This is a genomic window from Betaproteobacteria bacterium, from assembly GCA_016709965.1.
Classification (GTDB): Bacteria; Pseudomonadota; Gammaproteobacteria; order Burkholderiales; family Rhodocyclaceae; genus Azonexus; species Azonexus amarohabitans.
In genome coordinates this window covers 134,807-158,196 of the sequence record JADJLT010000003.1, presented here as the reverse complement: position 1 = coordinate 158,196, position 23,390 = coordinate 134,807, and the positions used below count along the sequence as shown (strand labels likewise).

The 23,390-nt window shown below is 61.0% G+C and carries 21 protein-coding genes; 17 read left to right on the top strand and 4 right to left on the bottom strand.

Going from position 1 to position 23,390, the window contains the following annotated elements; genetic code table 11:
• Positions 1 to 23 precede the first annotated feature (23 nt).
• From IPJ12_13335 to hemF, 11 genes are all read left to right on the top strand, one after another.
• Entirely contained in the window at positions 24 to 1,046 is a 1,023-nt protein-coding gene (locus IPJ12_13335; GenBank protein ID MBK7648106.1) for a phosphotransferase, read from the top strand.
• Positions 1,047 to 1,730, top strand: a complete 684-nt coding sequence (locus IPJ12_13330; protein ID MBK7648105.1) for a nucleotidyltransferase family protein — start codon at positions 1,047 to 1,049, stop codon at positions 1,728 to 1,730.
• On the top strand, positions 1,727 to 3,025 hold the full coding sequence (locus IPJ12_13325; protein ID MBK7648104.1) for an aminopeptidase P N-terminal domain-containing protein: 1,299 nt from the start codon (positions 1,727 to 1,729) through the stop codon (positions 3,023 to 3,025). The genes IPJ12_13330 and IPJ12_13325 overlap by 4 nt, the downstream gene beginning before the upstream one ends.
• Positions 3,018 to 4,163 (top strand): FAD-dependent monooxygenase, encoded by a 1,146-nt coding sequence (locus IPJ12_13320; protein MBK7648103.1) that lies wholly within the window; start codon positions 3,018 to 3,020, stop codon positions 4,161 to 4,163. Before IPJ12_13325 ends, IPJ12_13320 begins: the two co-directional genes overlap by 8 nt.
• 81 nt (positions 4,164 to 4,244) lie before the next feature.
• Positions 4,245 to 5,117, top strand: coding sequence for a 1,4-dihydroxy-2-naphthoate polyprenyltransferase (locus IPJ12_13315; protein ID MBK7648102.1), 873 nt, complete (start codon positions 4,245 to 4,247; stop codon positions 5,115 to 5,117).
• Between the two features lie 69 nt (positions 5,118 to 5,186).
• Complete coding sequence (dusB, locus tag IPJ12_13310) at positions 5,187 to 6,200, top strand: tRNA dihydrouridine synthase DusB (GenBank protein ID MBK7648101.1); 1,014 nt, start codon at positions 5,187 to 5,189, stop codon at positions 6,198 to 6,200.
• Positions 6,197 to 6,430 (top strand): Fis family transcriptional regulator, encoded by a 234-nt coding sequence (locus IPJ12_13305; protein MBK7648100.1) that lies wholly within the window; start codon positions 6,197 to 6,199, stop codon positions 6,428 to 6,430. The genes dusB and IPJ12_13305 overlap by 4 nt, the downstream gene beginning before the upstream one ends.
• 5 nt (positions 6,431 to 6,435) lie before the next feature.
• Positions 6,436 to 8,028 carry a bifunctional phosphoribosylaminoimidazolecarboxamide formyltransferase/IMP cyclohydrolase gene (purH, locus tag IPJ12_13300; GenBank protein MBK7648099.1) on the top strand — a complete coding sequence of 531 codons (1,593 nt, stop codon included), beginning with the start codon at positions 6,436 to 6,438 and terminating at the stop codon, positions 8,026 to 8,028.
• 26 nt (positions 8,029 to 8,054) lie between these two features.
• Positions 8,055 to 9,332 carry a phosphoribosylamine--glycine ligase gene (purD, locus tag IPJ12_13295; protein MBK7648098.1) on the top strand — a complete coding sequence of 426 codons (1,278 nt, stop codon included), beginning with the start codon at positions 8,055 to 8,057 and terminating at the stop codon, positions 9,330 to 9,332.
• Between the two features lie 12 nt (positions 9,333 to 9,344).
• A complete protein-coding gene (locus IPJ12_13290; GenBank protein ID MBK7648097.1) occupies positions 9,345 to 10,979 on the top strand; it encodes a GGDEF domain-containing protein in 1,635 nt (544 codons plus the stop codon).
• A 15-nt stretch (positions 10,980 to 10,994) separates the two neighbouring features.
• Positions 10,995 to 11,891 carry an oxygen-dependent coproporphyrinogen oxidase gene (gene hemF, locus IPJ12_13285; protein ID MBK7648096.1) on the top strand — a complete coding sequence of 299 codons (897 nt, stop codon included), beginning with the start codon at positions 10,995 to 10,997 and terminating at the stop codon, positions 11,889 to 11,891.
• A gap of 24 nt (positions 11,892 to 11,915) precedes the next feature.
• Here hemF and IPJ12_13280 read toward each other — a convergent pair whose 3' ends face one another.
• Genes IPJ12_13280 through hemC form a run of 4 tightly spaced genes read right to left on the bottom strand, consistent with a single transcriptional unit; the run spans position 11,916 to position 15,851 of the window.
• Entirely contained in the window at positions 11,916 to 13,100 is a 1,185-nt protein-coding gene (locus tag IPJ12_13280; protein MBK7648095.1) for a heme biosynthesis protein HemY, read from the bottom strand.
• The gene (locus IPJ12_13275) at positions 13,097 to 14,140 is read right to left on the bottom strand and encodes a uroporphyrinogen-III C-methyltransferase (protein ID MBK7648094.1); all 1,044 of its coding nucleotides are present in this window, start codon (positions 14,138 to 14,140) and stop codon (positions 13,097 to 13,099) included. The genes IPJ12_13280 and IPJ12_13275 overlap by 4 nt, the downstream gene beginning before the upstream one ends.
• Positions 14,137 to 14,919: a uroporphyrinogen-III synthase gene (locus tag IPJ12_13270; GenBank protein ID MBK7648093.1), complete on the bottom strand. Its 783-nt coding sequence runs from the start codon at positions 14,917 to 14,919 to the stop codon at positions 14,137 to 14,139. Before IPJ12_13270 ends, IPJ12_13275 begins: the two co-directional genes overlap by 4 nt.
• Positions 14,916 to 15,851 (bottom strand): hydroxymethylbilane synthase, encoded by a 936-nt coding sequence (hemC, locus tag IPJ12_13265; GenBank protein ID MBK7648092.1) that lies wholly within the window; start codon positions 15,849 to 15,851, stop codon positions 14,916 to 14,918. The genes IPJ12_13270 and hemC overlap by 4 nt, the downstream gene beginning before the upstream one ends.
• Here hemC and IPJ12_13260 point away from each other — a divergent pair.
• The 6 genes from IPJ12_13260 (at position 15,850) to pepN (ending at position 23,017) form a co-directional block, all read left to right on the top strand.
• A complete protein-coding gene (locus tag IPJ12_13260) occupies positions 15,850 to 16,332 on the top strand; it encodes a thioredoxin family protein (protein ID MBK7648091.1) in 483 nt (160 codons plus the stop codon). The genes hemC and IPJ12_13260 overlap by 2 nt on opposite strands.
• Positions 16,329 to 16,934: a methyltransferase domain-containing protein gene (locus IPJ12_13255; GenBank protein MBK7648090.1), complete on the top strand. Its 606-nt coding sequence runs from the start codon at positions 16,329 to 16,331 to the stop codon at positions 16,932 to 16,934. The genes IPJ12_13260 and IPJ12_13255 overlap by 4 nt, the downstream gene beginning before the upstream one ends.
• A gap of 111 nt (positions 16,935 to 17,045) precedes the next feature.
• On the top strand, positions 17,046 to 17,564 hold the full coding sequence (locus tag IPJ12_13250; GenBank protein MBK7648089.1) for a hypothetical protein: 519 nt from the start codon (positions 17,046 to 17,048) through the stop codon (positions 17,562 to 17,564).
• 309 nt (positions 17,565 to 17,873) lie between these two features.
• Complete coding sequence (locus IPJ12_13245; GenBank protein MBK7648088.1) at positions 17,874 to 18,566, top strand: hypothetical protein; 693 nt, start codon at positions 17,874 to 17,876, stop codon at positions 18,564 to 18,566.
• Positions 18,566 to 20,320: a ubiquinone biosynthesis protein UbiB gene (locus IPJ12_13240; protein MBK7648087.1), complete on the top strand. Its 1,755-nt coding sequence runs from the start codon at positions 18,566 to 18,568 to the stop codon at positions 20,318 to 20,320. Before IPJ12_13245 ends, IPJ12_13240 begins: the two co-directional genes overlap by 1 nt.
• Before the next feature lie 102 nt (positions 20,321 to 20,422).
• Positions 20,423 to 23,017 carry an aminopeptidase N gene (gene pepN / locus IPJ12_13235; GenBank protein MBK7648086.1) on the top strand — a complete coding sequence of 865 codons (2,595 nt, stop codon included), beginning with the start codon at positions 20,423 to 20,425 and terminating at the stop codon, positions 23,015 to 23,017.
• Positions 23,018 to 23,390 lie beyond the last annotated feature (373 nt).

The following is a 23,390-nucleotide window of genomic DNA, read 5'->3' as shown; positions in this document are numbered from 1 at the left end:
AACGAACAGACCCTAGCCCGCTTATGCAACCCACGCCGCGCGATCAACTTGTTACAGACTGGGTCGCCAGTCGCTTCCCGGATCAATCCGTCCAGATCACTCCGGCTTCGGCCGATGCCAGCTTCCGCCGCTATTTCCGATTGACTTGGCAGGACGGCAGTACGCGCATTCTGATGGATGCTCCGCCGGAAAAAGAAGACTGCAAGCCCTTCATCCACGTCGCCGGCTTACTCGCCAAGGCTGATCTGGCTGCCCCGCGCATCCTCGACAAGGATCTCGACAACGGTTTTCTGGTGCTGACCGACCTCGGCCGCATCGGCTATCTCGATGCGCTGAACGCGGATCTTTCGCTGGCCGACATGCTGATTCGCCCCGTGCTGGACGTGCTGGTCAAATGGCAACTCTCGTCCACCCCTGCCACCCTGCCGCCTTACGACGCCACATTGCTGCGCCGCGAACTCGACCTCTTCCCCGAATGGTTCGTCAGCCGCCACCTTGGCGTTGAGCTGGACGACAACGAAAAAGGGATGCTTGATCGGACCTTCAAATTCCTGATCAACTCGGCGCTATCCCAGCCCAAGGTCTTCGTCCATCGCGATTTCATGCCGCGGAACCTGATGCTTGTTGAAAGTGCCGAGCGCCTGACGCCGGGCATCATTGACTTTCAGGACGCGGTTTACGGCCCGATCACCTATGACGTCGTTTCGCTGTTCCGCGACGCCTTCATCTCTTGGGAAGAAGAACAGGAAATCGACTGGGTCATCCGCTACTGGGAAAAAGCCCGCGCCGCCGGCCTGCCGGTACGCGAAGACTTCGGTGCCTTCTGGCGCGACTACGAATTGATGGGCTTGCAACGCCACCTCAAGGTGCTCGGCATCTTCTGTCGCCTCAAATACCGCGACGGCAAGGAAAAATACAGCGAAGACCTGCCACGCTTCATGAACTATGCGCGCAAGACAGCCCACCGCTACGTCCAGCTCAAGCCGCTGCTCAACCTGCTCGACAAGCTGGAAGGCAACACCGAGCAGATCGGCTACCGCCGCTAGATGAAAGCCTTTATCCTCGCCGCCGGCCGCGGCGAACGCATGCGGCCGCTGACTGACCATACGCCCAAGCCGCTGCTCGTGGCCGGCGGCAAGCCACTGATCGTCTGGCACCTGGAGCGACTGGCGGCGGCGGGGTTAAAGGAAATTGTCATCAACTACGCCCACCTCGGCTCACTGATCGAGCAGACGCTGGGTAACGGTTCACGTTGGGGCCTCAAAATCCAGTACTCACCTGAACCGCCGGGCGCACTGGAAACTGCCGGCGGCATCGCCACCGCGCTGCCAATGATCGGCGACCAGCCCTTCCTGGTGGTCAATGGCGACGTTTATTGCGATTTCGATTTTGGCCGTTTTTTCCGGTTGACCGTGGAAGGCTGGAAACCGCTAGCCCATCTGGTCATGGTGGCGAATCCGGCCCACCACACCGGCGGCGACTTCAGCCTGGACGGCGAACGCGTCGTTTACGCCAAGGGTGAAGCAACCTTCACCTACGCCGGCATTGGAGTTTTTTCGCCGGCTTTTTTCGCCGAGGTCAAACCCGGTACCATCATGAAACTGCGCCCGCTGCTCGACGCAGCCATCGCCACTGGCAGCTTGACCGGGGAACGCTTCACCGGCCGCTGGGTCGATGTAGGAACGCCGCAGCGCCTTGCGGAACTGGATGCCGAATTGAGGAACGCATGACCCACGCCCACTTTCTCGCCCGCCGCAAGCGCCTGCTGAAAACCATCGGCGATGGTGTCGCCATCGTGCCGACGGCGCCCGAAGTCATCCGCAACAGCGATGCCCACCATCTCTACCGATTTGACAGCTACTTCTGGTACCTGACCGGCTTTCCCGAGCCGGAAGCGGTCGTCGTGCTGATCGGCGGCAAAAAGCCGAAATCCATCCTCTTCTGCCGTGAGAAGCACGAAGAGCGAGAAATCTGGGACGGCTACCGCTATGGTCCCAAGGCCGCCAAGGTCGCCTTTGGCTTCGATGCCGCCTACCCGATCGAGCAACTCGACAAAAAACTGGCCGAATTCCTCGTCGACCGCGACACGCTGTGGCACGCCATCGGGCACGATACCAAGTGGGACACACGCATCGCCAAGGCACTCAACGAAGTCCGCGCCCAGACCAGGGCCGGCAAACGCGCCCCGCGCGCCATCCACGACCTGCGCGTCGAACTTGATCGCATGCGCCTGGTCAAGGACGCCGCCGAAGCCGGCATCCAGCAGCGTTCAGCCGACATTGCCAGCGCCGGTCACGCCCGCGCCATGCGCGCCTGTCGCCCCGGCATGGCCGAATACGAACTGGAAGCGGAATTAACCTATGAATTCCGCAAACGCGGCGCCGATGCCCACGCCTACACGCCCATCGTTGCAGGCGGCGCCAATGCATGCGTGTTGCACTATGTCGAGAACAACAAGCTGCTCAACGATCACACCCTGGTCCTGATTGACGCCGGTTGTGAAGTCAACGGTTACGCAGCCGACATCACCCGCACTTTTCCGGTCAATGGTCGTTTCAATGCGGCACAGAAGGATGTCTACGAAATCGTTCTCGCTGCGCAGGGCGCTGCCTTTGCCGTCACCGCCCCCGGTCGCCACTTCATGGAAGGCCACGACGCCGCCGTACGCGTACTGACCCAGGGGCTGATCGACCTCAAGCTGCTGCAAGGCGATATCGACAACCTGATTGAAAAAGGCGATTTTCGCCGCTTCTACATGCACCGTACCGGCCACTGGCTGGGCCTGGACGTGCATGATGCCGGCGAATACAAGTTTGGCGACGAGTGGACCAAGCTGGCCCCCGGCATGACATTGACCGTCGAACCGGGCCTCTACATTCGTCCCGGCGCCGATATTCCACCAGCACTGGCCGGCATTGGCATTCGCATCGAAGACGATGTCCGTGTCACCGAAGCCGGCTGCGACATCTTCACCACGGCGCCGAAGACCGTCGCTGACATCGAGGAAGTCATGCGCCATGACTGACACTGCGCTTGAACACGTTGACGTCCTGATCATCGGCGCCGGGCCGGTTGGCATGACGCTGCATCTTGCACTGGCTGCCGGCGGCGTGAAGTCCGTGTTACTGGATCGCCGTTCGGCGGATGCCCAGCAAGCCGACCCCCGCGCCCTCGCCTTGTCACACGGCGCCCGCCAGTTGCTCGAGCAGATCCACGCCTGGCCAAACCGCGTCGCCACGCCGATCGAAACCATCCACGTCTCGCAGAAGGATGGCTTTGGCCGCACCCTGATCGACCGCGCCGACTACGACCTGCCAGCCCTCGGCTACGTCGTCCGCTACCGCGACCTGGTGACTGCGCTGGCCGCCAACCTTGCCCCGGATGCCGTTCTGTCGGGGGCTGAAATCCTCGACATCACTCCGGGCGATCAACACGTCACGGTTGCGCTCCACCACGCCGGCCAATCGCGCACCTTCCGGAGCCGGGTTGTGGTTCACGCCGAAGGCACGCCCGGCGATGATTCGGCCGTCAAGGTCAGCGATTACGATCAGCACGCGGTGATCTGCGAAGTCACCCCAACGCCCGGCCACAACCAGCGCGCCTGGGAACGCTTCACCCCGGATGGCCCCCTCGCCCTGTTGCCGCTTGGCGACCAATACTCCATTGTCCTGACGCTGCCCCCCGCCAAAGCTGACGCCGTGATGGCCATGAATGACGAAACATTCACGGCCACCCTGCAAACCCGGTTCGGCAAACGGATGGCCTTTGCCAATCCCGGCCCCCGCAGCCGCTTCCCGCTTGCGCTGCGCATGCGCGACACACTGGCCAAGGACAACGAAGTGTGGATCGGCAACACCGCCCAGACCCTGCACCCGGTCTCCGGTCAGGGCTTCAATCTCGGCCTCCGCGATGCCTGGCAACTTTCTGAAATTTTGCTTAAAAACGGCGTTGACCGCAGCAGTCTGGCCAGTTACGCCACCAGCCGCCGACTCGACCGTCACGGTGGCGCGTTTTTCACGGATCAGATCGTCCGCGCTTTTTCCAACGACTTCGGACCGCTCAAACTGGCTCGCGGCCTCGGCCTCTTTGCGCTGGACATTTTCCCGCCAGCCCGTCACTTCGTCGCCAAGCGCATGATCTGGGGCGCCCGCGCCTGGCCTTGATCCAGACCAAAGGCGAACGTGCCTGCTATCGGTTAAATTGCCGTGCCGCCATCCAGCCGATAACCAATGAATAACCGTCGCATGAAAGCCAGTACCGCCTGGCTCCTCGCCTGCCGCCCGAAAACGCTCTCCGTATCCGTGTCGCCGGTCCTGGTCGGCACGGCGGTCGCTTGGCACGACAGCCATCAGGTACTCTGGCAACCATTCCTCGCCGCGATACTGGGCGCTGCTTTCATTCAGATCGGCACCAACCTGTTCAACGACGTCGGCGATTTCCTGCGCGGCACCGACACGCCCGAACGTCTTGGCCCGCGACGCGCCACCGCCGAAGGCTGGCTGACCCCGGGCAAAGTTCAGGCCGGCGCCTGGTTCAGCTTTGTCCTGGCCTTCCTGTGCGGAATTTACCTTGTCTGGCATGGCGGCTGGCCGATTGTCGCCATCGGGCTGGCGTCGCTCAGCGCCGGCTGGGCCTATACCGGCGGCGCCAAGCCGATTGCCTACGGCCCACTGGGCGAACTCTTCGTCTTCCTGTTCTTCGGCCTGGTGGCCGTCGGCGGCAGTTACTATCTACAGACACTGAGCCTGTCTTTCTCTGCACTGCTCGCCGCCTCGCTGGTCGGCATCCACGCCGCCGCCGTGATCACGGTCAACAATTACCGTGATCTTGATGGCGATGCAAAATGCGGCAAGAACACCTTGGCAGTTCGCCTTGGCCGAGCAGCGACAAAACGCATCTATACCGCCCAGATGCTTGCCCCATATGCTTTTCTGCCACTGCTTTCCGGGCTTGGCTGGCAGGCTGCCCTGCCGCTGCTCTCGCTACCGCTCGCCCTCAGGTTGATCCGGCAGTTTAGCCATGAAGCGCCCGGCCCGTTCTTCAACAAGATACTTGCCGCTACCGCCGGGTTGCAGTTCGCGTTCGCACTTTTGCTTTCCGTCGCCTTTACAATTTGACTATTTTTTAGGCGCCAATTCGGGTAAAATACGCGGCTTCCCCGCTTTACCCAGACCCCACGCACGCCCATGGAATTCGCCGGTTTTCAGCTTCGCAACAATCTATTCGTCGCGCCCATGGCCGGGGTCACCGATCGCCCGTTCCGCCAGCTATGCAAAAAAATGGGCGCCGGCTTGGCCGTGTCAGAGATGGTGACCTCCAACTCGCTGCTTTACGGTAGCGCCAAGACGCTGCGCCGCGCCAATCACACGGGTGAAGTTGCGCCGATTTCGGTGCAGATCGCCGGGGCCGATCCAAAGATGATGGCCGAGGCTGCCCGGCACAACGTGGACAACGGCGCCCAGATCATCGACATCAATATGGGCTGCCCGGCCAAAAAAGTCTGCAACGTGATGGCCGGTTCGGCCTTGATGCAGGACGAAGAACTAGTTGGCAAGATTCTCGATGCCGTGGTCGGCGCTGTACCGAACACCCCGGTAACCCTGAAGTTCCGCACCGGCTGGAACATCGCCAACAAGAACGCACCGACCATCGCCCGCATCGCCGAATCAGCCGGCGTTCGTGCCGTCGCCATCCACGGCCGCACGCGCTGCCAGCAATACACCGGCGAAGCCGAATACGACACCATTGCCATGGTCAAGACCTTGATCAACATTCCGGTCATTGCCAATGGTGACATCACGACACCGGAAAAAGCCAAGCACGTGCTCGACGTGACCGGCGCCGACGGTGTGATGATTGGCCGCGCCGCTCAGGGCCGTCCCTGGCTGTTCCGCGAGATAGAGCATTACCTGAAGACCGGCGAGCACTTGCCGCCGGCCGAGGTCATGGAAATCCACAGCATTCTGCTCGAACACCTCCATGATCTTTACGCTTTCTACGGCCCGGAAACGGGTTTCAAGGTCGCCCGCAAGCATATCTCCTGGTACACCAAGGGATTGGTTGGTTCGGCGGCCTTCCGTAAGGAAATGAACGTCCTGCCCAGCATCGACCAACAGATGCAGGCGGTGAACGATTTTTTCTTCCGTCTAGCGGAAGAGCATGCTCATTTAAAATATACAGAGGAGGCGTTGGCAGCATGAGCCAACAGGACATATCCGCTTGCGTGCAGGAGGCACTCGAGCAATATTTTCGCGATCTCGATGGCGAAAAACCCTGCGCAATCTATGACATGGTACTCAAAAGCGTTGAACGGCCAATGCTGGAAATCGTGCTCGCCAAAGCCGGCGGCAACCAGACACTGGCGTCCGAAATGCTGGGCATCAACCGCAATACCCTGCGCAAGAAACTGACCGAACACCAACTACTGTAATCGCCATGACCATCAAGCAAGCGCTGATTTCCGTCTCCGACAAGCGAGGCGTCCTCGAATTCGCCCAGGGCCTTGCCGCCCAGGGGGTCAATCTTCTCTCCACCGGCGGTACCGCCAAGATGTTGCGCGATGCCGGACTGACGGTCACCGAAATCGGTGATTACACCGGCTTCCCGGAAATGCTCGACGGCCGCGTCAAGACCCTGCATCCGAAGGTGCACGGCGGGATCCTGGCCCGTCGCGACCTGCCGGAGCACATGGCGACCATCGCCGCCCACGGCATTCCGATGATCGACCTGGTCTGCGTCAATCTTTACCCGTTCGCCGCAACCATCGCCAAGGACGGCGTAACGCTGGCCGACGCCATCGAGAATATCGACATCGGCGGCCCGGCCATGGTCCGTTCCTCAGCCAAAAATTACGCGGGCGTCGCCATCGTCACCGATCCGGAAGACTACGCCCCGCTACTCGCCGAAATGCAGGCCAACGCTGGTGCCCTGCAACTGGGCACCCGCTTCAATCTGGCCAAAAAGGCCTTTACCCACACCGCCCGCTACGACGGCATGATTGCCAACTGGCTGACCGGTCTCGACGAAGGTGCCGAAGCCCAACCAGAAGCCGTCGCGCCGACCCCGGCCATTTTCCCTGCCAAGTTGCAACTGGCCTTCGACCGCACTGAAATCCTGCGCTATGGCGAAAACTCGCACCAAAGCGCCGCCTTCTACCGCGAACCCAACCCGCTCGCCGGCAGCATTGCCGCCTACACCCAGTTGCAGGGCAAGGAACTGTCTTACAACAATATCGCCGACTCCGATGCAGCCTGGGAATGCGTCAAATCCTTCGATGTACCGGCCTGCGTCATCGTCAAGCATGCCAACCCATGCGGCGTGGCCATCGATGGCAGCCTGCTTGGCGCCTATGAAAAGTCGTTCAAGACCGATTCCACTTCTGCCTTCGGCGGCATCATCGCCTTCAACGGCGAAGTCGGCATTGATGTGGTCAATGCCATGAATGATCGCAAGCACTTCGTCGAAGTGCTGATTGCCCCGTCTTTCACCGCCGAAGCCAAGGCCGCATTGGCCGCCAAGCAGAATCTGCGCGTACTGGTCGTGCCGATCTCGCGCCAACTGAACGCGCTTGAATTCAAGCGTATCGGTGGTGGCCTGCTGGTCCAGACGCCCGACGACTTTACCGCGCAGGCATCCGGCCTGAAGATCGTCACCAAGGTGCAGCCGACTGCCCAGCAGATCGAAGACCTGCTGTTCGCCGAGCGCGTCGCCAAGTTCGTCAAGTCCAACGCCATCGTCTTCTGCGGTGGTGGCATGACGCTGGGTGTCGGCGCCGGCCAGATGAGCCGCGTCGATTCGACCAAGATCGCCAGTATCAAGGCACAGCATGCCGGACTCGACCTCAACGGTTCGGTCGTCGCCTCCGATGCCTTCTTCCCGTTCCGTGACGGCGTCGATGTGCTGGCCGCGGCCGGTGCCAAGGCCGTCATACAGCCGGGGGGATCGATGCGCGACGAGGAAGTCATCGCTGCTGCCGACGAACATGGTCTGGCCATGGTGTTCACCGGCGCCCGCCACTTCCGTCACTAATAACAAATCCTCAACAGAGATCAGCCATGAAACTATTGGTAATCGGTTCCGGCGGCCGCGAGCACGCCATGGCTTGGCGTCTGGCCAAGACCGCAGGCATGCAGAAGGTGTTCGTTGCCCCCGGTAACGCCGGCACGGCGCGCGAGCACGAGTTGGAAAACGTCAATATCACCGATCCGGAAGCGTTGGCTGATTTCGCCGAGCAGAACAAGGTTCAGCTCACCGTCGTCGGTCCGGAAGCGCCACTGGCGACCGGCGTGGTCAACGTTTTCCGCGCCCGCGGCCTGAAGATTTTCGGGCCAACCAAGGAAGCCGCCCAGCTTGAATCCTCCAAGGATTTCGCCAAGCGTTTCATGGCCCGCCACAACATTCCGACTGCCGGTTTTGAGACTTTTTCCGAGTCGACCGCAGCACATGCCTATATCGACAAGCACGGCGCCCCCATCGTCATCAAGGCCGATGGCCTGGCGGCTGGCAAGGGCGTCGTGGTCGCCATGACGCTTGAAGAAGCGCATGCCGCAATCGATGACATGCTGTCCGGCAACAAGCTGGGCGATGCCGGTGCCCGTGTCGTCATCGAAGATTTCCTCGACGGCGAGGAGGCCAGTTTCATCGTTATGGTCGATGGCAAGAATGTGCTTGCCCTGGCTTCCAGCCAGGACCACAAGCGCGTCGGCGACGGTGACACCGGCCCGAATACCGGTGGCATGGGCGCGTACTCCCCCGCCCCGTGCGTGACGCCGGAAGTGCACGCCAAGGCGATGCGCGAGATCATCCTGCCCACCGTGCGTGGTATGGCGGCCGACGGCATCCCGTTCACCGGCTTCCTCTACGCCGGCCTGATGATCGCCAAGGATGGCTCGGTCAAGACCCTGGAATTCAACTGCCGTATGGGTGACCCTGAGACCCAGCCGATCCTGATGCGCCTCAAGTCCGACTTCGTCGATCTGCTGGAACACGGCATTGATGGCACACTGGATCAGGTCGAAGCCGAATGGGACCGCCGCATTGCGCTGGGTGTCGTGCTGGCAGCAGCCAACTACCCGGACACACCGAAGAAGGGCGATATCATCCAGGGCCTGCCGGCCGGCAACAGTTTCGGCGAGGATGCCCACGTTTTCCATGCTGGCACGGCCAACCAGGACAGCAAAGTGGTAACTAACGGTGGCCGCGTGCTCTGCGTTACGGCATTGGGTGAAAACGTCAAGCTTGCCCAGAAACGCGCCTACGAAGCTGCAGTCCAGATCAGCTGGGACGGGATGCAGTTCCGCAAAGACATCGGCTTTCGCGCCATCAGCCGCTAAGACATCCAGACCATGAAGCGGCGTTTCGGCAGCAGTCTGAAAATACGGATTGCTGCCGTATCCGTCCTTCTATTCCTGGCTGGCATCAGCCTCATTATCTTCTTCGTCACCCGCATCCTTCATGACGACATGCAGGATGTGCTCTCCAAGCAACAGCTGACGACGACCAGCTACATCGCTCGCGACATAGACGCCAAGGTTACGTTGCGCCTGGAAAGCCTGAAACGTGTTGCGCTGAACATGCCACCCTCACTGTTCAGCGACCCACCGGCGATGCAGCGGTGGCTGGAAGACCGCAAGGCCATTCACACGCTTTTCCCCATTGGTCTGATGGCGGTTCCGCCCGACGGCGGACCGACCATCGGCGATGCGCCGCGCCTTAAAACTCGCCCGAAATCCTTTACCGACCGCGACTGGTATGTTGGCGCAACAAAAACCGGGCAACCCTTCGTCAGCAAACCGCTGATCGCTCGCGCCACCGGTCAGCCGGCGCTGGTCATTGCGATTCCGGTATTCGATCACGAGCAAAAGCTTCTCGGCATTCTCGCCGGCGTCACGCCGATGACAGCGCCCGGCTTTCTCGACCTGATCCTTGATGCGGCCCCCGGAAAAAACGGCATCTACGAACTGATTTCTCCGCAACACCGCCTTTTCGTGCTGGCCTCGGAAATGAAGCTGTCAGTCACTCCACTGCCCCTCCATGGGCAGGACCCCGTGCTGGATGCCGCCATGAGTGGCCAGCGCGGCATCACGACACTGCGTAATGCGAAGAATGCCGATGAACTGGTCGCCATCGCCGATATCCCGAGCGCTCAATGGCTACTGGTGGCCAGGCAAGCCACTGGCGATGCCTTCCAACCGGTTTCGAACACCCTCAAAAATACTCTTCTGATCACCGCATTGCTCTCGTTGCCCAGCATTGTCCTTCTCTTCGCGGTTCTCAGCCATCTGCTCAAGCCGATCAATCTGCTGGCCAAGGAATTGCACGACATGGCCGAAGGCACGCGTCCGATGCAGCCGGTAGAGACCCATACTGCCGACGAAGTTGCAGATGTCGCGCACAGCTTCAACCGCTTGCAAAGCCGCCTTCTGGAGCAGGAGCAGCGACTGGAAGCAATGGCTCATCACGACCCGCTGACCGGCCTGCCCAACCGCCGACTGATCGACGAGCAACTTGAAAGCGAGTTACGCCGGATACAGCGCAGCGGCCGGGGACTGGCACTTCTGTTCCTCGACATCGATGGTTTCAAGCCAGTCAACGATGCCCACGGCCATCAAATTGGCGATCTGGTGCTGGCGGAAATTGCCTGGCGCCTGCGTATCGTCATTCGCGATGTCGATATGGTGGCCCGCCTGGGCGGCGACGAGTTCCTGATCCTGCTCAACGATACCGAAATGCCGCGTGAAGCCGCCGAACGGGTGGCTCAAAAATGCATTGACGCCCTTTCCATGCCCATCGGCATCAATAACCTGGTGATTCAGATCGGCGTCTCGATCGGTATTTCGACCTGCAGCGGACCACAGGCCGAGACAACATCGGTCAAGCAATTGGTCAACCGGGCCGATCAGGCCATGTATCGCGCCAAGGCTGAAGGCCGCAATCGTTACATGCTGCACGCCACACCGCCCTCAACCACGAATTCATAATCCGCCTAAATGACGATAAATACAGCGCTCCTGAAAACCTATTTCACCGGCTTGCAAGCCGCTATCGTCGGCGAACTCGAAGCCTTTGACGGTCAAGCCTTTCGCACCGACAGTTGGGATCGTCCGGAAGGTGGCGGCGGCATTTCACGACTGATCGAAGAAGGCAATTTCTTCGAGCGCGGTGGTGTCAACTTCTCTCACGTCACCGGCAAATCACTACCCGCCTCGGCCACCGCCGTTCGTCCGCAATTGGCTGGGCGCGCGTGGGAGGCCATGGGTGTTTCTCTGGTGCTTCATCCGCGCAATCCTTACTGCCCGACGGCGCATATGAACGTCCGCTGTTTCGTCGCCACCAAGGATGGCGAGGAGGACGTCTGGTGGTTCGGCGGCGGCATGGACATGACCCCTTACTACGCTCAACGCGACGATGTGATCCATTTTCACCAGACCTGCAAGGATGCACTGGCACCTTTCGGCGACGAGGTTTATTCGAAATACACGAAATGGTGCGATGAATATTTTTTCCTGAAACACCGCAACGAGCCACGCGGTGTCGGTGGAGTGTTTTTCGACGACTTGAACGAAGGCGGCTTCGAGCGCTGCTTCAATCTAACCCAATCCGTCGGCAATGCTTTCAGTCAAGCCTATTTGCCGATACTGGCCCGATGCCGTGACGTCCCGTTCGGCGAACGCGAGCGCGATTTCCAGGCCTATCGCCGCGGCCGTTATGTCGAATTCAATCTGGTTTGGGACCGCGGCACGCTATTCGGCCTGCAATCCGGAGGGCGCACCGAGTCGATCCTGATGTCGCTGCCCCCCATCGTCAAATGGCGCTACGACTGGCAACCGGAAGCCGGCACGCCGGAAGCCGAGCTTTACGACGCTTTCCTCAAGCCGCAGGACTGGGTGTAGCCAAAAGCCGGACGCCGGCAGCGCCTAACGGGCATCCAGCAGGGCGCTGGCCCGGTAGTGCTTGTTGGCTTCGTCCGCTCGTTGCAACTGGTCGAAAAGTCTGGCCAGCTCAAGGTGCCCTTGTTGCGACGGATCGACCGCCAAGGCCGCCTCAAGATAACTTTGTGCCTTGCCCCACAGTCGCTGGCGCAGACACATTCTGCCCAGTGCCTCAAGCAGACGGGCATCTTCCGGATGGCGACGCAACCAGGCCTCAGCCTTGGCGATCCGTGCAGTCTGCTCCCCCCCGGTCAAACGACCGTAGATCACCAGCAATTCAGGCTGCCATTCCTTGTTCTCCAGCGCATCAAGCACCGACTCGATCAGTTTCTGCGCGGGGGCCTCGCCGCCTTGCGCCACCAGCGCTCTGGCGGCGGCCAGAACGACGCGGCGGCCAAGCTCCTCCTCTGGCACGGAGCGCAAATACGCGGTCAGTTTGCCCTGATCGGCCACACACTTGGCGATATTGCCCAGATGCGCCTGCGTGCGAACTTCGCGTACCACTTCAGGCGGCAGCGCATCACGCTTGACGAGTTGGCGCACCAACTTGAGCACGCCGTCCCAGTCCCCCAGACCTTGCCGGGCGCGCATTTCAAGGCGTAGCGCTGCGATGTGACGGCCCTGTTTGCCCTGCAGTTTTTCAAGGGCGGCCAGCGCTTCATCGAAACGACGCTCCTCATTGGCCATTTCGGCATCAAGCATCAAGGTGGCCGATTCGGTACGCGGATCGTCGGTCTTGGCATGCTCCAGCCAGAATTGCTGTTTTTCCGGCTCGCGCATGCGCTGGGCAGCGCGGGCGGCGATCAGCGCTGAGAGGCCGGGAGCGGTACCGGCTCCATGCGCTTCAATCGCCTTCTTCAGCGCCTGCCCAAAACGCCCCTCAAACAGCAGGCGAACCGCATCCTGAAAAACCAGCCCAGCATTTTCGCGCTGGCGCTGAGCCCGATATTCGCGCACGCGCTTCGGCAGGCCAAAAGTCACCGACAAGGCACGGATGCAGAGATACAGCACAACCACCACCCCCAGCAGCGCAAGTATGAAGAGATTCAGCGAGACCTCAGCCCGCCAGGGCGGGAAGACCAGCAGAACATAGCCGTCGTTCAACCGTGCACCAAGCGCGACGGCAACCGCCGCGCAAGACAGGACGATGATCCAGAAGAGCCCTTTCACCGCTTTTCCTTGCCTTGGCGCAAGCCACGCAAGGCCGCCTGACTGTCTTTCAGGGTGGGCAGCTCGACATTGATGTCGGTCGCCGTCATCTGGCGCAGCGTTGATTGTGCGGTCTGTACTGACTTGTCGTTGGCGTCAAAGTTGGCGGCCAGCAACTCCTGAGAGACTTTCAACTCATTGCGAAACGTCCACTGGTCGCGCGAGAACAGGGCCAGACGTGCGTTGAGCAGGCGCAATTTAAGATTTTCACGCAGAAAATAGGCTTGGCCGGGTGCCAGCAGGGCGGCGTCTTCGCGGTCAAACCGCTGGATGCGAATCAGATCCTTGATTTCCTGCCACATTGCCGTGCCGGTCACTTGCCACCACGGCAAGGTGTCCGGCGTTTTTTGATTTTCGGGTGTTTTTTCCGGTCGACCATAGGAAGCCAGCGGCAGCTTGTCGATCACCAGAACGATCTGCTCCAGACGCAGGCTGAGGCCGGCCGTATCGACAAAAGGCAATGCATTCAGGCGCGCCAGGTCGTTGGCAAGCGCCTTGCGCAGGGGCAGGTACTGTGGGCGATCCAGGCGGGCGAGTTGCGCATCGGCAGATTGCAGGGCCAACGTGGCAACCGGCACGTTGCCGGCCAGTTGCAATTGCTGCCCGGCCAGCGTGACCGACTGCTCCACCTCCAGCAAGGCCACCTCCTCGCGACTGCGAGCGATATCCTGATACAAGGTCTGCAGCGTGGTCGACTGCCCCTGGAATTCGGCGAGCTTTCCATCGAGCGCGCCCAACCGGTTCTGCAGGGCATCGATCTGCTCACGCGTCTGCTTCTGGGCGCCGTGATCTTCCTTGTGGGCCGTGTCGAAGTCAGCCAGCTTGCGGCTGACCTCCTGCTGCAGGTCGATCAGCTTCTGCCGGGTGTCGAACCACTGCCAGCCGGCCAGTGCCAGCGCGACAATCGCCACCAGCAACCAAAGACCTTGCCGCCTGGCACGCGGCGCCTGGATGTAAGTCATGCTCGACGAAGAGGGGATAGTTTCGTTTTCAGGCATCATGCCGACCAATTATAAGCAACTAAGCCAGCAAGAATGCCAGCGTCTGCTGCCTCCGTGAGGAGAATTTTGCTTAACCCCAAAGCCCGTGCATTTTCGGCAATGCGGGCATGCGGGACGAAAATCGGTGTTTTTTGCAGAAAGGCACGGCCTTCGCTATCGAGCAGATCGCAAAAATAGCGCAGACCTTCGCTGCTCGATACCGCCAGTGCATCAAGCTGACCGGCACGCCAAGCCGAGATCAGCGGCCCCACGCCGGCTGCTGGACCGGCGCGGCGATAGCAAGTAATGCAATCGACCATTGCCCCTCGTTCGCGCAGCGTATCGGCCAGTAATTCGCGGCCACCGTCTCCGCGAAAAATCGCGATGCGCTTGTCTCGAACTTTATCGGCCGCCAACTCAGGTAGCGCCAACAAGGCCTCGGAATCGAAACGTTCGCTCGGCGCGACGCAACCGCTAATGCTGTGTACAGCCAATGCCTTCACCGTTCCCTGCCCAATCGCGACCGGCTTCAGCTGCTTCGGCCACGTACCGTGCGCCAAAATGGCTGGCAAGGCGTATTCAACCGCATTCGGGCTGATGAAGACAGCCAGCGAATAGTCCGCCAATCTAGCGACGGTCTCTGCCAGCGGCTGCAGATCATTGGCCGGCGAAATGTCGAGCAGGGGAAAAATAAGCGGTTTGCCACCTGCTGCGGCAATCGCCTCAGCCAGCGGCGCTGCCTGCGCTCGCGGCCGGGTCACGACAATGGTTCGGCCAGACAACGGGCCGTGATCAGTCATTTGCAATGCGCGAGCTTTTCCAGAATGGCGTCGGCGCCTTTGGCACGAAGCTCGGTCGCCAGTTGCAGACCAAGCGCTTCGTCATCTGCGGGATTACCACGCAGTTCGGCGCTGACCACCTCCTTGCCGTCTGCCGTCGCCACGAAGCCGCGCAGCCAGAGCTGACCGTTTTCGATGATCGCGTAGCCGCCAAGCGGCACCTGGCAGCTACCACCCAAGGCACGGGAAAAGGCGCGTTCGGCCTTGACGCAATGAGCAGTTTCCGGATCATTGAGCGGCTCAACGACGTCAGCCATGTCGGCCGCGCCATCGATCAGTTCGATGCCCAGTGCGCCCTGCCCTGGCGCCGGCAGCGATTGCTCGGCGGTCAACACGGATTTGATGCGATTTTCCAAACCCAGACGAATCAAACCAGCGGCGGCGAGGATGATCGCGTCGTATTCGCCGGCATCGAGTTTTTTCAGGCGCGTATCGAGATTGCCGCGCAAGCTCTTGATCACCAGTTGCGGATATTTGGCGCGCAGGATGGATTCCCGACGCAGACTGGAAGTGCCGACGACCGCCCCCGCCGGCAGGTCATCCAGCGCCTCGAACTTGTTCGAGACAAAGGCATCACGCGGATTTTCGCGGGCCGAAATGGCGGCCAGCACAAAGCCTTCGGGCATCACCATCGGTACATCCTTCATCGAATGCACGGCAAGGTGGGCCTTGCCTTCCTGCATCGCGACTTCGAGTTCCTTGATGAACAGGCCCTTGCCGCCAATTTCGGCCAGCGGCCTGTCAAGAATCTGGTCACCCTTGGTCGTCATGCCGAGAATGACAACTTCGCTGCCGGGATTTAAACTCGATAAGCGTTCTCTGACGTGCACCGCCTGCCACATGGCCAGACGGGATTCGCGGGAGGCAATGACAATCTTGGAAGGACAGGACATGAGCAGGCTATGGGCAGGGCTTTTGGGAGGGCTGATTCTAGCATGGCAGGCCGCTCCCGCCTTGGCTGCTACCGACCTGCCCCTTGCTGTTGACCTGCGTTCCGAAGCGCAACAGGCGGCCAGGGCTGGCGGGCCGCTGATCATCATTTTCAGCCGAGAGGACTGCAAATACTGTGAAGCCGTTAAACGCGATTACCTGAAACCAATGGCCGCCAACCCGCGCTACCGTGATCGTGTCGTGATCCGTCAGATCAATCAGGATGGCGACAGCCAGGCACTCATCGATTTCAAGGGCCAGCCGAGCACCCACGCCAGCGTCACCAGCGCAGAAAAGATCAAGCTGGTCCCGGTCGTTGCCTTTTATGGACCGAATGGCCGCAAACTGGCCGAGCCCATCGTTGGCGCCCGACTGCCCGATTTTTATCAAACCTATCTTGAAGACGCGGTCGAACAATCGGCTCGTGCATTGAAAGCGCCATGACAGAATCGATCAAATCACCAGAGCAACGTCCGGAACATCCGGAGTTCTGGTGCAAACGCTTCGGCGAGGGCGTTACGCCCTGGGATGCCGGCAAAGTTCCGTCTGCCTTGGGTGACTTTATCGCCACCCATGCAACACCGTTGAACACACTGATTCCGGGCTGCGGCAGCGCTTGGGAAGCGGCACACTTGGCCGAAATCGGCTGGCCGGTGACCGCACTGGATTTCTCGCCGGTGGCCATTGAGAAGGCCAGGGAGGTATTGGCTGGGGCCAAGGTCAATCTGCTTTGTGCCGACTTTTTTACCTTCACGCCGGACTCGCCTTATGCACTGATTTACGAACGCGCCTTTCTCTGCGCGCTGCCGCGCAAACTCTGGACTGACTGGGGCCGGCGCGTCGCCGAATTGCTGCCATCCGGCGCCCTGCTCGCCGGCTTCTTTTTCATTTGTGAGCAACCGAAAGGCCCCCCTTTCGGCATTCAGGCCGCAGAGCTCGATGCCCTGCTGCAAACCAATTTCGAATGCATCGAAGACAAGGCCGTCAGTGACTCCATCCCGGTCTTTGCCGGCCGCGAACGCTGGCAAATCTGGCGGCGCCGCTAAATATCCCCGACACATGCTGACACGGACTTACAATTTGTTTCACGCCACAATGTCATCGACGCATTGATAGTGCGCGTTATTCAGGCACTACTCTTCAAGGAAACTCCGTACATGAAACGTTTTTTGATCGCGGCAACCCTAGCCGCTGCCGCACTGAGTGCGAGCGTCCCGGCTGCCGCCCAGGTCTCGGTCAGCATTGGCCAACCCGGATTTTATGGTCGCCTCGATATTGGCGGCTTCCCGGCGCCGCCTCTGCTTTTCCCGCAGCCCATGATGATTGAACGCGTGCCGGTTGGCCGCCCGCCACTTTATCTGCGCGTCCCACCCGGGCATTCGCGAAACTGGCGAAAATACTGTCATCGCTATAACGCCTGTGGCGAACGCGTCTTTTTCGTGCAGGACAACTGGTATCAGCAGGAATATGCCCCGCGCTACCAGGAGCGCCGTGGCGGATACCGCAACGAGTATCGTGGCGAAGAGCGGCGTCACTTCGACCGCGAAGAGCGCAGAGAGGAAAGGCGTGACTATCGACGCGATGAGCGTCGCTATGACCGAGGGGACGACCGCCGCGATTATCGCGGCGATGACCGGGGCCACGGCCACGGTCATGGTCATGATCACGACCGCTAAGCCAAGCAAGCGCTGAGCCGAAAACCGCCACCACTGGGTGGCGGCCCCCCTGCCCCGCCATATGGCTTGCTACCGTCGCGCCGGTGAGCAATCCAAACGCCGCCTCTAACCTGTGCGCTTTATTCTTTTCAGACAGGCAGCGAAAACGGCACACAAGGGCTACAATTTTTTTAGCATGGCGTTCAGGGCATCGCGGCCCGATGGCCAAGCCTTGGCCCGCATGCATCAGGCGGCAACTTGGCGCGTTGAACTCAGGAAGATCACGTCAATTTGCCGGGCTTTCTAATCCAGACCTGGGGGTTCCGCATCATGAAGAACGAAACAGACGACAAGCCAAACACGGCTGGTACATTCGAAACGCAGGTCCGCGAGGCATTTGAGGCCGGCAAGGATATTCAGGAGGCAATCCGCCAACTGACGCTGCGCCAGATCAGCGAGCGAAAACTTGACCTGGAATCGCTGCGCCAGGTGGCAAGCACCGTTCTGCACGGCGCCCGCGCCGGGGCGGAAGCTCAGTTGCAGAAATCAGCGGCCAGTATCGAGGCCACCCGGACCCATCTGAAGCAAGCGGTCAGCGGGCTGGATGCGGCACTGGCGCAATGTGCCGAAGCATCGAAGCTGGCGCTGGAAGAAGCGACCAGCAAGGCGCAGTCCTTTTCTCGGGAAGACCTGACCCGTGCTCGAAACGACTTTGCCGCCCTTGAAACGATGTTTGTCGAAACTCTGCAAAAATCCGCGTCGGCCACCAAAAATGTCGTTGGCGACATCCTCACGGACATTGCCGAGCATTCGCGCATTCATGGCTCATCTGTGGGCCACCAGATCAAGGACACGCTGTCCGTGATGACCCAGAAGCTGGAAGAAGCCGGGCGCACCCAGGTCGAGGTCGGCCTGCATCTGGCCCACGCCACGACAGATCTGGTTCGCCAGTTCGCAGCGGGGATGCTCAGCGGGCTGGCCGATCGCATCAAGCCGGGCGAGCGCCGCGACAAGGAAAACTGATGCTCTGGCAGGCCGCACTGGCTGTGCGTGACCTAGGGCGATTGCACGATATTGCCTCGATCCTGATTCGCTATGGGTTTGGTGACCTGGCGCGGCGCATGGGACTGGCCAACGCCTTGGAACGCGCCGGCCACGCGCTGCACTGGCGCGAAGCCGACGAACTGGCCCACCTGCCGCCACCGGCCCGGGCTCGTAGGGCGCTGGAAGACTTGGGCCCGACCTTCGTCAAGCTGGGCCAGATGCTGGCGACGCGGGTGGATCTTTTTGAGCCGGAATGGATTGCCGAATTCGGTAAGCTGCAGGATAGCGCCCCGCCGGCCCCGTGGGAGAGCGTCTGCCAGCAACTGACCGAGGATCTCGGCGCTGCGCCGGCCGACGTCTTTGCCGCCTTCGACCCGGAACCGCTGGCGGCTGCGTCGATCGCCCAGGTCTATCGGGCCCGCCTCGGCGATGGCAGCGAGGTGGTGGTCAAGGTGCGACGGCCGAATATCCGGCCGGTCATCGAGGCCGACCTGCGCTGGCTGCACCGGCTGGCCGAAATTGCCGAAGGCGAATATCCGGAGTTGCGACTGTTTCGTCCCAGCGAAGTGGTCAGCCAATTCACCCATTCACTGCGCCGCGAACTGGATTTTTCTGCCGAATGCCGTAGCGCCGAACGCATCGCCGCCAACTTCGCCGGCTACGTAGACCTCGATACAGCGGCACCACCGCTCCCGGGCAAGGCGCCACAGGCGACGAGCGAAGCGCTCCCGGTCATCGTTATCCCCAAGGTCTATTGGCAATGGACGGGCGAGCGCGTTTGCGTGCAGGAATTCATCAACGGGATTTCCGGCCGACAACTGGCGGCCATCGAGCATGCCGGCCTGAATCGCCGGATTCTCGCCCGACGCGGCGCCCATGCCGTGCTGAAAATGATCGTCGAGGACGGCCTTTTCCACGCCGATCCACACCCCGGCAATGTGTTCTATCTGCCGGGCAATCGTATCGGTTTCATCGATTTCGGCATGATTGGCCGCCTGACCGAAACACGGCAGGCGCAGTTGGTGCAGTTGCTGCTCGGCCTGGTCAAGCACGAGCCACGGCGGGTCGTCGAAGTGCTGTTCGACTGGATGGGCGAGACGCCGGTCAATGAGGACGAATTGCTGCTCGAAATCGAGGCCTTCGTCGATCAGTATCATGGCGTTCCGCTCAAGCAACTCAGTCTTGGCGCCATGCTTTCCGACCTGATCGCCATCCTTCGCCAACACAGGATCTCGCTGCCGGCCGATCTCACCTTGCTGGTCAAGGCCTTCATCTCGCTGGAGGGCATGGGCCGCGAACTGGACCCGAATTTCGACATGGCCGGCGAAGCCATGCCGCTGCTGGAAGCTGCCATGCGCGCCCGCTACCGGCCTCGCGCATTGGCCAGACGCGGCTGGCAGACGGCGACCGAGATGCTCGGCCTGCTCACCGGCCTGCCACAGGATATTTCCCGCCTGCTGCGTGCGGCACGCCGCGGCCAACTGGATATTCGCATCGACGTCACGCATCTGAAACGCGTCGGCAACCAGATCGACAGCGCCGCCAACCGAATGACCATCGGCATCGTCGTCGCCGCGCTGATCGTCGGGTCGTCCATCGTGATGACCGTACCGGGCGGCCCGACCCTGCTCGGCCTGCCACTCTTCGGCCTGCTCGGCTACATCGGCGCAGCGTTGGGCAGCATCTGGCTGCTTCGCTCGATCGCCAAAAGCGCCCGGGCCGATCAGGATTGAGGCCTCGTCCGGCGACTATCCGTCTCGATTGCCATCCGCATGCGATTTCGACCGAAGGTTTGACGTATTATCGACAGGTTAATTTACGATCACAGCCCAACAATGAAAACCGAAACACCCCAGACCGTCTATCTCGAGAACTACACCGCCCCCGCCTACCTGATCGATACCGTTGATCTCGACTTCAACATCGAAGCTGGCGGCACCACTGTCAGCGCCACGCTAGCCATGCGCCGCAACCCCGCCGTTGCCACCCAGCCGCTATTACTTGATGGCGACGAGCTGAAAACCATCAGTGTCACGGTCAACCGGAAAAAAGTGCCATTTTCGGAAACTTCCAGCACGCTGACGATAGCCGATCTGCCCGACGCCTTCACGCTGGAAACCGTCGTCCGCATCGATCCCGACCGCAACACCAAACTGCTCGGCCTCTTCCTCTCCAACGACGGCTATTTCACCCAATGTGAGGCACAGGGTTTCCGCCGAATCACCTGGTTCCTTGATCGGCCGGACGTGATGTCGACGTACACCGTTACGCTGCACGCCGACAAGGCCGCGCTGCCCGTCCTGCTTGGCAACGGCAATCTCGATAGTGCCGGCGATAAAGCCGATGGCCGCCACTGGGCACGCTGGGTCGATCCCTTCCGCAAGCCGAGCTACCTGTTCGCCGTGGTCGCCGCCAAGCTTGATGGCCTGTTCGACAGCTTCACCACCGCCTCCGGCCGCGCCGTCAAGCTTGCTCTTTACGTCGAGCCGGGCAAGCTCGATCAGGCGCCGCACGCCATGGCCGCGCTGAAAAAATCGATGCGCTGGGATGAAGAACGTTTCGGCCTGGAATGCGACCTTGACCAGTACATGATCGTCGCCGTTGGCGACTTCAATGCCGGCGCCATGGAGAACAAGGGCCTCAACATTTTCAGCACGAAATACGTGCTGGCCCGCGGCGACGTCGCCACCGACGTCGATTTCGAGAACATCGACCGTGTCGTCGCCCACGAATATTTCCACAACTGGACCGGCAACCGCGTCACCTGCCGCGACTGGTTCCAGCTCTCGCTCAAGGAGGGCCTGACCGTCTTCCGCGACCAGGAGTTCGGCTTCGACGAGCACGACCCGTCCGTCGCCCGCATCAGCGACGTGCGCGGCCTGCGCGCCGCCCAGTTCCCCGAAGATGGCGGGCCGATGGCGCACCCGGTGCGGCCGTCGTCGTACATGGAAATCAGCAATTTCTACACGTCAACCGTCTATGAAAAGGGCGCCGAAGTCGTCCGCATGATCCAGACCCTGATCGGCCGCGACGGATTCCGCCTCGGCATGGACGAATATTTCCGCCGCCACGATGGCCAGGCCGTGACCTGTGAGGATTTCGTCGCCGCCATGGCGGCCGCCTCCGGTTTCGACTTCACGCAGTTCATGCGCTGGTACCAGCAGCCCGGTACGCCACATGTTGCGGTCAACGGCAATTTTGACCCTAAAACGAAAACCTACACGCTACGCTGCCAGCAGAGCAACGCACTGGCCAGCGACACGCAGCCCTACCTGATCCCGATCCGCGTCGCCCTGTTCGATAACGCCGGCCAGTTGATCAACGGCACCGAAAAAACCCTGCTGCTGACGCAAAATGAGCAGGCATTCCAGTTCGACGCTATCGAGAGCGAACCAATCCCGTCACTGCTGCGCGACTTCTCGGCCCCGGTCATTCTTGAGTTTGACTATCGCCCCGACGCGTTGACGCTGCTGCTGGCCCATGAACCCGACTATTTCAACGCCTGGGAAGCCGGCCAGCGCCTCGCCTCGAACCTGATCCTCGACGCCACAGCGGCCATCGCCGCCGGTCAGTCGCCCATCTGGCCGGCCAGCTTTATCGACGCCGCCCGCCGCCTGTTGCAAACCCATGCCCAGCGCGGCGCCGCCTTCGTCGCCGAAGCCCTCAGCCTGCCCGGCGAATCGACGCTGGCAGAAGCACTGGAAGTCGTCGACCCGGTCGCCCTGCGCGCTGCCCGCAACGGCCTGCGCCGCCACATCGCCGAGCAGCTCGAAGACGAGCTTGCCGGCATCTACGCCGCCCTCGCCCCGACCCAGGCCTACACACCGAGCAGCGAAGAAGCCGGCCGCCGCGCCCTGCGCAACCTGTGCCTCGGCTACCTGCTGGAACTCGACACCCCGGCCACCCGTCAACTCGCCTTCCAGCAGTTCAAGACGGCCGACAACATGACCGACCAGTTCGCCGCGCTGACCTCACTGGCCAACGTGGAAGCTGAAGACTGCGCCGAGCGTGACACGGCACTGGCCGAGTTCTACGAGCACTGGCAAAACGAAGCACTGGTCGTCGACAAGTGGTTTGCAGTCCAGTCCGGCAGCCGCCGCCCGAGCACAATGGCCGCCATCAAGGCACTGACGGCGCACCCGGCTTTCGACCTGGCCAAACCCAACAAGGTTTACGCCGTCTTCCGCACGCTGGGCGCCAATCTCGCGCACTTCCACAACGCCGAGGGCTACGCCTACATGGCTGAACAGGTCCGGGCAGTCGATGCGCTGAATCCGCAAATCGCCTCCCGCCTGGCGCGTGCCTTTGACCGCTGGAAAAAATTCGACGACGAACGTCAGCGTCATGCCAGAGCCGCGCTGGAAAGCATCCGCAACCACGCCGGCCTGTCTCCCGATGTCTTTGAGGTCGTCTCCCGCGCCCTGGGCTGATCGCGCTAAAACCGGAACTTCCTCACGGAAGCATTCGGCACAGTCCACTAAACTGTGCCGAATGCATTTTTTCAAGTATCCGGAATTTCAATGACACCCCACACCAAAATTCGCCAACTGATCATCGCCACCACGCTGGCCCTCGCTTCTGCTTCCAGCCATGCTCTCATCGCCTGGGCAGAGCCCAGCGCCAATATCGTGGACTCGGTCACCGGCAGTGCTTCAAGCTGGAACTACAGCTACACCGTCACCAACACCACTGACTGCTATCTGACTTGCGACGCCGGCACCTGGTACGGTGAGCTGACCAGCATCAGCCAATTCGCCCTGCCCTTCTTCACCGATGCCGGCATCAGCGCGATTGCCTCGCCTA